11 protein-coding genes are annotated in these 9,069 nt (G+C 60.7%); 6 read left to right on the top strand and 5 right to left on the bottom strand.

Translation table 11 applies throughout. The annotated features are described in order from the left end of the window. Positions 1 to 388: 388 nt before the first annotated feature. The 3 genes from istB to CCR95_RS22585 all read right to left on the bottom strand — a co-directional run bounded on the left by istB (position 389) and on the right by CCR95_RS22585 (position 3,465). Positions 389 to 1,189 (bottom strand): IS21-like element helper ATPase IstB, encoded by an 801-nt coding sequence (gene istB, locus CCR95_RS22595; protein ID WP_201098713.1) that lies wholly within the window; start codon positions 1,187 to 1,189, stop codon positions 389 to 391. After that, the gene (gene istA, locus CCR95_RS22590) at positions 1,182 to 2,672 is read right to left on the bottom strand and encodes an IS21 family transposase (RefSeq protein ID WP_201098719.1); all 1,491 of its coding nucleotides are present in this window, start codon (positions 2,670 to 2,672) and stop codon (positions 1,182 to 1,184) included. Before istA ends, istB begins: the two co-directional genes overlap by 8 nt. 67 nt (positions 2,673 to 2,739) lie before the next feature. Beyond that, complete coding sequence (locus CCR95_RS22585; protein WP_201098710.1) at positions 2,740 to 3,465, bottom strand: DEAD/DEAH box helicase; 726 nt, start codon at positions 3,463 to 3,465, stop codon at positions 2,740 to 2,742. 301 nt (positions 3,466 to 3,766) lie between these two features. On the opposite strand from CCR95_RS22585, the gene radC reads away from it, so the two are divergent. From radC to CCR95_RS22555, 6 genes are all read left to right on the top strand, one after another. Then, on the top strand, positions 3,767 to 4,330 hold the full coding sequence (gene radC, locus CCR95_RS22580) for a RadC family protein (RefSeq protein ID WP_242523436.1): 564 nt from the start codon (positions 3,767 to 3,769) through the stop codon (positions 4,328 to 4,330). Between the two features lie 121 nt (positions 4,331 to 4,451). Beyond that, positions 4,452 to 5,003, top strand: a complete 552-nt coding sequence (locus CCR95_RS22575) for a hypothetical protein (RefSeq protein WP_201098708.1) — start codon at positions 4,452 to 4,454, stop codon at positions 5,001 to 5,003. A gap of 29 nt (positions 5,004 to 5,032) precedes the next feature. Then, the gene (locus CCR95_RS22570; protein ID WP_242523435.1) at positions 5,033 to 5,506 is read left to right on the top strand and encodes a hypothetical protein; all 474 of its coding nucleotides are present in this window, start codon (positions 5,033 to 5,035) and stop codon (positions 5,504 to 5,506) included. Between the two features lie 11 nt (positions 5,507 to 5,517). After that, the gene (locus CCR95_RS22565; protein ID WP_201098707.1) at positions 5,518 to 5,754 is read left to right on the top strand and encodes a hypothetical protein; all 237 of its coding nucleotides are present in this window, start codon (positions 5,518 to 5,520) and stop codon (positions 5,752 to 5,754) included. Further along, positions 5,741 to 6,118 (top strand): hypothetical protein, encoded by a 378-nt coding sequence (locus CCR95_RS22560; protein WP_201098705.1) that lies wholly within the window; start codon positions 5,741 to 5,743, stop codon positions 6,116 to 6,118. Before CCR95_RS22565 ends, CCR95_RS22560 begins: the two co-directional genes overlap by 14 nt. 265 nt (positions 6,119 to 6,383) lie before the next feature. Then, positions 6,384 to 7,592, top strand: a complete 1,209-nt coding sequence (locus CCR95_RS22555; RefSeq protein WP_201098703.1) for a tyrosine-type recombinase/integrase — start codon at positions 6,384 to 6,386, stop codon at positions 7,590 to 7,592. A gap of 45 nt (positions 7,593 to 7,637) precedes the next feature. On the opposite strand, the gene CCR95_RS22550 is transcribed toward CCR95_RS22555, so the two are convergent. Both CCR95_RS22550 and CCR95_RS22545 read right to left on the bottom strand, forming a co-directional pair. Further along, positions 7,638 to 7,976, bottom strand: coding sequence for a hypothetical protein (locus tag CCR95_RS22550; RefSeq protein ID WP_201098701.1), 339 nt, complete (start codon positions 7,974 to 7,976; stop codon positions 7,638 to 7,640). A gap of 425 nt (positions 7,977 to 8,401) precedes the next feature. Further along, complete coding sequence (locus CCR95_RS22545) at positions 8,402 to 8,836, bottom strand: single-stranded DNA-binding protein (RefSeq protein WP_201098699.1); 435 nt, start codon at positions 8,834 to 8,836, stop codon at positions 8,402 to 8,404. Positions 8,837 to 9,069 lie beyond the last annotated feature (233 nt).

Below are 9,069 nucleotides of genomic sequence, written 5' to 3'. Positions count from 1 at the left end.
TCGCGGCGCGCGTCGCCCAGAGCGATCCCGCGAAATTCGTCTTCTGCCCAGCCCATGCGATCCCCAATGAACGTGAATGCTCAAACCTATTTTACCCGCACACGGGGAGTTGTGTGTAATGGGATGCCTTCAAGGGGATCAAGATCGCCGATACGCGCGATTGCCTTCTGGCCGCGCTGCGGGCGCTCAAGGATCCCGACGCGGCGAAGTGTTGATGCGCGTTTAAAAGTACCCAGCGTTGCGCGTTGAATTTTACCCAGGGGCTTGAGCCTCTCATGATTGAGAGAGCTATTGGTTACTGTAATCTAATCTGGAGCGATTGTGGTTGAGGGCGAGCGGGAAGCTTTGCTGAGCGGACCCAGCGGCGGCTCCCCCCCGCACCTGTGGATCAGAAGGGTTCCGGCCTGCTGACCTCCTCGCGCTTGCTTTGCTCCCTCGCCTTGATCCGTGATTTCGCCGTTGCCGTGCTCTGATGGAACCGGTACGACTCGTTTCCCGTCTCGACAATGTGGCAATGATGTGTCAGCCGGTCCAGAAGGGCCGTGGTCATTTTGGCATCCACGAACACGCTCGCCCATTCCCCGAAGGTCAGGTTCGTGGTGATCATCACGCTGGTGTGCTCGTAGAGCGTGGACAACAGGTGGAACAACAAGGCTCCGCCTGCTTGGCTGAACGGCAGATAGCCCAATTCGTCGAGGATGACCAGGTCCATGCGCAGCAGCGAGAAGGCGAGCCGCCCGGCCTTGCCAGCGGCCTTCTCCTGCTCCAGGAGGTTGACCAGGTCGATCGTTGAATAGAAGCGCACCCGCTTGGCGTGGCGAGTGATGCCGGCGACCCCTAACGCCGTTGCCAGATGTGTTTTCCCGGTTCCGGTGCCGCCCATGAACACGACGTTGTGAGCTTCTTCGGTCAAGGTCAGCGTGGCCAGTTCCGCGATCAGGGACGGGTCGACCTTGGAGGCGGTGAAGTCGAAGCCGGCCAGGTCGCGATGCACCGGGAATTTAGCGGCATGCATCTGGTAGGTGATCGAGCGGACATGCCGATCGGCGTGCTCCGCTTGCAGGAGCTGCTCAATCAGCCAGCGCGCGGACTGGAGCGCCACCGACTCACCATTGCCGGCGATCTCCTCCCACGCTCCCGCCATGCCATAGAGGCGCAGGCTCTTCAGCTCAGCGATCACGTCACGCATGGTCCACCTCCGTGTGCAAGCGGTCGTAGCGCTGGGGATCGGCGACCGGCGTCTCGCCAACCGTCAGGTGCGTCGTGACCAGCGGCGGCGGTGGCGGTGATGCCAGGCGCGAGAGGACGTTCTCGATGTGCTCGGGACTCGGGTTGCCGGAGTCGAGCACCAGTTCGACCGCGACGAGAGTGGCTTCCAGACCGTGGCGAGGCACGGCCGCCAGCACCTTGGCCATGATCCGTTCGCCGCCGTCGCGCTTGAGCAGGAGTCCGCGCAGTCGCTGCAGCGGTTCAGGCAGATCGGCAAAGGGCGCGCCGTTTCTCAGGGCACCGGGCTTGCGCTCGATCAGCGGAACGTCGTGCTGCCAGTCGTCGCGGGCCTCGTTGCGCCCGAAGCTGCGGGCATGACGGGCGACCACCGCCGCGTGCGCGACCAGGTCGATACGCTCGGGATAGATGCGGATGCCGACCACCTGACCGACCAACTCGCACGGGACCGAGTACCGGCAACGCTCAAACGTCACCAGACAGGTGCTTGAGACCTTGCCAACGGTCTCGACGTAGCCGTCGAACGGCACGATCATCGGCATGAGATGCGCCTGCTCCAGGGTGAGCATCTCGGCCACGGTCAGCTGGCCGTCGGGGTGCTTGAGCGCCTGCCACAGCTCCCGGCACTTGGCCAGAAGCCAGCCGTTGAGCTCGGTGAACGAGCCGAACCGAACCTCAGCCGCGTCCTGCCAGAGGCGCCGTCGGCTGTCCTGCACGTTTTTCTCGACGACCCCTTTTTCCCAGCCCGAGGCGACGTTGCAGAAGTCAGGGTCGAACAGATCGTGCGAGGCCATGGCGGCAAAGCGCGTGTTCACGACGCGGGCTTTGCCTTTCTTCACCTTGTCGACCGCCGTCTTCATGTGGTCGTAGATGCCGCGCCGCGGGATGCCGCCCAAGGCCGCAAATGCCCGGGCGTGGGCGTCGAACAGCATTTCATGGCTTTGCGTCGGGTACGCCTGGACGACGAAGGCCCGGCTGAAGCAGAGCTTGAGGTGGGCGACGAGCCGCTTGCGCCAGACCCCGCCGATGAGGAGGTGCTCCTCGCTCCAATCAAACTGGTGGGCCTCGCCGGGCGTAAACTGTAGCGGCACGTAGGCCTTGGTCGTGCTCACCCCACCGTCGGCACGCCAGCCCCGCACGAATTCAGTGACGCGGCTGTAGTCGCCGTCGAATCCCGCGGCCTTGAGCTCAGCAAAGAGCTTCAGTGCCGTGCGCCGCTCCCGCCGTGGGCGTCGCGCATCCATCTCCAGCATGGCCACGAGCCGTTCGACATACGGTGTGATCTTCGTGTCGCCGCGTTGACGACGGTACTTCGGTTCGATGCCTTCCGGCGCCTTGAGCCACCTACGGATGGTTTTTCGTGTCACCCCCGTTCGTCGCGCGATCTCCGAAATCGACAAACCATCGCGCAAACGCAGCCTGCGAACTTTACCCAGTACATTCATGGTGATCATCTCCCGGTTTCCCCGTCCCATTTACGGAACGGAGAACGTTAATCACCCTGGGTCATTTTCAACGCGCAGAGCAGGTTAAAACTGGGGAGTTTTCAGTGCGCAGCAACACATTGAGACCATCCGGCGGTAACCAACCCTGATGAAGCAAGGTTTCAACCCACAATTCCAGGTCTTTGTATTCGACGATCACCACCTGCCGCACCACGGATTGGGGTTTGCGCACGACGATCCATTGCGCGACGGCAAAATCCAAGAGGTCCGGTTGCAGGGTGGCCGACAAGCCGATCACCCGACGGAATCCTTGAGGTTGACCGAGGCGATCGATCGCATCCAGGATGCCCTGTAGCGCCTTGGGGCGGTAACTGCCGGCCTGATAGAGCTTGTGGATCTCATCGACCACCAGCAGGTAGTCGGCACAGGCGGCGCCCAAGGCCGCTGTGATCGCACCCAATTGGTCATAAGTGGCAACGATGGTGCGTGCGAGCGATTCCGGCTGGCTGCGGCCATGGACCGCACTCAGCGCATGTCCCGCATGGGTCAGGGCGATTTGCTGGACTTGGCTGACGGTCGGCACCAGGAGGAGGACCGGCGCCTGCTGCGCCAGATGATCCAGCACATAGCTCGTTTTACCGATGCTGGTCTCACCTTCGATGACAAGACAGCGCCCCCACAACACCGGCGGGCGATCACTGAGCCATTCACCAGCCGCTAAAGACCATTCCTCCCAGACACACGCCACCGGCGTCTGCTCATCCGCCAGCGGGGAAGAGTCGTTCCCGTCCATTCTCTGCATCACCCTCGCCACACTCCCGTCGATCCCGTGGGTCTTCTGACGGCAGGCTCAATCACCGCACCGATCCCCAGACACCCGCCGTCACAGCCTCGCCGGTCAGACCCATATTATGTCTATGACCCAACGGGTTAACCACCCGCTGCCGGGCACGGCACGAGGTTGGTTTGAACATCACCCGCGTCGTTGGCCGCCTTGAAAACGCCAACCAAAAGTCAACACGACCTCTCCCTTCACGCTCGGTCCAGTTCGCTGGACGGGGCATGTTCGTTTCCCTCCCACGGAGTCCTCTCCCATGACGACGATCGCCACGGTTGCGCCCGAATCCATGGCCGCAATCGGTTCACAACCTTCCCTGAAACGTTCCTCGCGAACCCGGCTATTACCACCGGATGCGCAGCGCGCGCGCACCTTGACCGCGACGGATCAGGCGCTGATCGCGCAGGCGATCCACTGCCTGGAACGTCACTACCTCGTCAAACAGAACGTGCTCACCAGCCCGGAAGCGACCCGCGACTATCTGAAACTGCGCCTTGCGGGGCTCGCCTACGAGGTCTTTTCGGTCCTCTTCCTCGACAATCGCCATCGCGTGATCGTCTACGAGGAACTCTTTCGCGGCACCCTCGATGGGGCCAGCGTCCATCCGCGTGAAGTCGTGCGCCGGGTGATCGAAACCAATGCGGCAGCGGTCATCTTCGCCCACAACCATCCCTCCGGGGTGGCCGAGCCGAGCCAGTCGGATCTGCGGCTCACCCAACGGCTCACAGACGCCTTGGCCCTGCTCGACGTGCGGGTGCTCGATCACATCATCATCGGGGACAGCGCGGGCGTGTCCTTTGCGGAACGCGGGTTGCTGTAGCCCGACCACCTCGCCGGTCTGGGAGGTGTCTGTGCCTCTCCCATCATCTCCCTCTCCTGTCATGCCCGGTCCAGTCCGCTGGATCGGGCTTTTTTCTGTCCGTTCCTGTGGAGTCTTCATCATGTCCAAGCGTGTGACAACCGAAACCGAAACCGAAACCGAAACCGAAACAGAGACGGATTCCGATGTCATCACCGCGATCCGTCAGCAGACCATTCCCAAACTCAGTGAGCGCGCCATCGGGCGCATGACCTATCAGATCGGCGTCGGAACAGCCGGCACCGTGTATCTGGCCGTCAGCGGCAATGAGGGTGGCGGCTATTTCAGCCGGGAATGGGTGTCGCTGCCGCGCATTCTGGCCGCCTTGGCGGACCCGGTCGAAAGCGGAATCCCCTTCGCGACACCCATCTTGCGCGCGGCGTATCGCAACCGATCAGTGAATAACGGAGGCTTTCTGGCGGCAATGCTGCGTCACGAAGGCTTACTCATCGCGGCCGATCCGCCGCACCTGCATGTCTGCGCGGCGGGCCGGACCGATTGGGAGGCCGAACAACAGCGAGCTTTTGAAGCCGGTGAGCGGATGGACATCCCAGATCCGGACGCCGCCGCGATACCCGCCAAGAAACAAACACGCGGGCGTAAACGCCCAGCAGCCAACCCCGCAACCGCGTAACGGCAGGACCGTTCTGCCAGGAGTTTTCAATGACCCCCTCGATCGTGTCTCTTCGCCAATCGCTGGAACGCCTGTTCCAACACCCGCCCGTGGTCCAGCTCGTGATGGAGCTGGGTTTGATCGTTTCACAGCGTGCGTTGCAGGCCAACGTGCTTCACCTTGCATCTTCCCCATCAGGAGCCTCCAGCATGAGCCAGACGACACCCTCTGCTTCACCTCAACCCGCGACCGCGCGGTTATTTCCCCTGGGGCACATCGTCGCGACTCCGCCGGCCTTGTCCGTCTTGCAACAGCATGGGATCCAACCCTTAACCTTGCTGCACCGCCATGGGAGCGGCGACTGGGGCGATCTGGATCCCGAGGATGTGCAAGCCAATGTCGAGGCGCTAGAACAGGGCTGGCGACTGTTCTCCAGCTATAGGATCGCTGACGGTGTCAAGGTCTGGATCATCACCGAAGCAGATCGTTCGGTGACGACGCTCTTGATGCCAGACGACTATTAAGGTGGGCCGCCATGTCCAGGTCCACCTTACCCGAGACGCTGTTGACCGCGTGGCGCGATACGCTGGATGAGGATGCGTTGGAGTTCTTCGAGGAACGCGCGGCGATCATCGAGCATGAGGCCGGGTTGCCGCGTGCCGACGCGGAAGCACGGGCGTATGCGTTGACGGTGGCGTACCAGCAACGTCAGAGCAGCCGAAACCGTCAGGACAATGAGGAAAGCCAGGAGGCGCGTCATGTACCCGATTGATCAACGCAGTGAGTTACACCGGGTTGACGAGCCGGGATTACGCCAGTGGCTGGAGACCCGGTTGATCGAATTGGGTGAGGAAGCGATCACGGTTCGGTTCTGGATTCTCGAACCGGATGATGATGTCCTGACCGCGTGCTGGTTGGCGTGCTGGGGCGAGGAACCGGACGCCACCGCCAGCCTGGAAGACGTGTTGACGGTCGTTGAATATGTCGAAGAACAACCCGCGTTCTTCGCCGCTGTGGTCCCGGCCAATCACGAGGCCGGGTTGATTCTCATCATCCCCAAGTCAGTGGTGCGCGAGGCGACGCGGTTGGAGCAGTTGCAGCGCGCCAGCGTCACCCTGGAACCCACCTTGATCTGACCCGTCAGCACGCGCCCGGACCGGGGATGGACCGGGCGGGGCCGGTGTCGCGTGGATGCTGTCCATCGCGTCGGTCACCAAACCCTGCCGGTGCTGGTCATCGGTGGGGTTTTTCGTGGTCAGTGACGCGCCGAGCCGGGGACTTGAAAGTCCTGTCACGGTGACTCGCCCGATCAACGCGCTCCAACCGCTCGGTTTTCTTGAACCACCAGCCGCCCGTTAGGCGGCTTCTTTTTTTCTGACCTTGTCGCTGGGAGACACCAACATGACGACTTCGAGCCCCATTCCATCCCGCTTCAAATTCACCCAAAAATTGATCGATCAGTTACCACCGCATCCGAAGGAAGCCCGCGCCACCGAAGGTGAGTACACCGATACCGAAGTCGCCGGACTGAAGCTGTTGGTCTCCAAGAGCGGACGTAAATTCTTCTACTTTCGGTATACCCTCAACGGCCAGAAACGCGCGGCGAAGCTTGGGGAGTATGGGGCGCTCGCGCTCGCAGAGGCACGCAAGAAAGCGCTGGAGCTGCGCTATCAACTCGATCAGGGGCGTGACCCACAGGCGGAAAAGACTCAGGCACAGGCGGCCCCGAGCTTTGCGGACTTTGCGCGGCAGGAGTATCTACCCTATGCCCGCCAACACAAGCGCAGCGCGGACTCCGATGAAAGCAAGCTGCGGGTCCATCTACTGCCCCGCTTTGGGGCGCAGCGACTCGATACGATCACCACGCGCGACATTCAGCTCTACCACGGGGAGATCAAGACCCTGAGGTGTCCCGGGACGGCCAATCGGCATCTGTCGCTCCTGTCGAAGCTGTTCAAACTGGCGTTGCAATGGGAACGGGTGGCAAAGAATCCTTGCCAAGGCGTGAAAAAGTTCCGGGAAAACAATCAACGCCACCGTTATCTCTCCCAGGAGGAGATCCAGCGAATGTTCCGGGCGATGGCCATGGAACCGAACCAGATCGTCGTGGCGGCCTTGAAATTCTTGCTCCTCACCGGGTTGCGCAAGGAGGAGGCATTGCAGGCACGCTGGGCGCATGTGGATCTGGTCCGTGGAACGCTGTTCCTTCCCGACACCAAGAGCGGCAAATCGCGCTATGTGGTGTTAAACCCGGCGGCGCTGGCGCTACTCCAGGAGCAGGCACCGCGTGACGAGAACCCTTTCGTCTTCCCCGGTCGGATCCCAGGTCAGGCGCTCAACAATCCACATAAAGGCTTCAAGCGTATTCTGGCAGCGGCGGGCATCGAGAATCTGCGCATCCATGATCTGCGCCACAGCTTCGCCTCGCTGGCGGTGAATGCCGGGGCAACCCTGTATCAGGTGCAACATCTCCTCGGCCATGCCAGCGCCCAAACCACGCAGCGCTATGCGCATCTCACGGATGGCGCCCTTCGCGAAGCCTCGGGGGCGGTCGCCACATTGGTGACACAAGCAACCAAGGAAGATCCCGCGTCCAAGGCTCCGGCCTAGTCGAGCGACCGCCACCCATCTGGAACGGGTGGCGGCGTCAGACACTTAGCGCCACTCCTCACGGAGCCGATTCCGGCAATTTTCGATCCGCTGAGCAATACAATGTTGCCTCACGATGGCCTCCAACATCGCCTCAAGATACGCCAAGCCAGCGGCATCGGTTTTCACAAAATCTTCGGTCAAAAAATCCTGACAAAGGATTTGCTTGAGCTGAACCGCAATCCGTTGGGGATTCCATTGATAATGCCGATTAGACAATCCCAATAACGCCGGATCGGTGTTGTCGAGGTGGTCCATGGCTATGCGAGTCAAGATATCGGCAATGACAGTTGTCAGAACCATCTTCGTGTAACGTTTTTCAATTTCACCCATCATATTATACATAGTATGTGTACCGATTTCGTTGTTTGAGTCATTTCACACCCAGAGATCGGTTCCCTCCGCCAGCGGTGGTCGATGCTCGATAACCAACGCCACGCCAACCGATGGAAGCCAGACCGAAACATCTCGACCCATCAACCACCAGTGGATGGCGGCGTTGAAAGTCCACCCTGGTCTTTCAGCTCACCAGTGGAACCATACCGGACGCAACAAGACCCCCGGACAGCTTTTCCAGCCGATGTCGGTCGGTCGGGTGCAGAGACAGGTCAGTCGGTCAGGGCCATTGGCAAGCCGTTCCTGGCGTGGCCGGCGATGCTGTCGTTCAAGTCGACAGCACATCCGGATCAGTTTTTTTTTCGTTTGTTTTGAGGGTGAGGGGGGGAAGGTCGACTCGACCGACTTCGTCAAGCCGGCGCCCCCACATCTGACTAAGAGGTGGGCGGTATCACACGCTCACGACGGCGAGGCGCTTGCACCGTTGTCAACGTCCTCTCGACGACTTCAACAGATTCCTGAGCGCGATACGGGGTTTCGATGATGTTCAGGACATGACCAACAACCAACTTGATGGACTGAATACTCCCGTCGGGTGCTTTCCAGTTGTTCGTCTGTAATTTACCCTCCACATAGATCAGACACCCAGTGCAGAGGGACGGGTTATTGGCGACCTCCGCGAGTTCGCCGTAGAACGATACACGATGCCACTCGACGTGGTGTTGTCTGCCACCATCCCCATCGATCCAATTTTCGTTGGTGGCGAGCATGAGGTTACAGACCTGTTCTTGGCCGTGATGGAACCTGCGGAATTGCGGATTTTGCCCGAGATACCCAAGCAAGATGACGCGATTGATATTTTCTACCATGTTTCTAACCTGCTGTTTTTTAGAATTTCAGCAAGGCTAACGTAGGTCAAATTCCCCCCGGACAGCTTTTCCAGCACTTAGCCCGGATATTTCATAGACCTGTGGGCAGGTCCAGAAACCGACGATCTTGGTGGGGTTCAAAGGCGATTCAGTCGCCAGGAGGGGGGCCGACGCGGGCGAAGCGGGCGGATTGAACCCTTGACGGTCGGAACAGGGCGGCCTGGGCGCCCTGG

It is taken from the genome of Thiocystis minor (assembly GCF_016653465.1).
Lineage (GTDB): Bacteria > Pseudomonadota > Gammaproteobacteria > Chromatiales > Chromatiaceae > Chromatium > Chromatium minus.
This window is presented reverse-complemented; position numbering and strand designations above follow the sequence as displayed.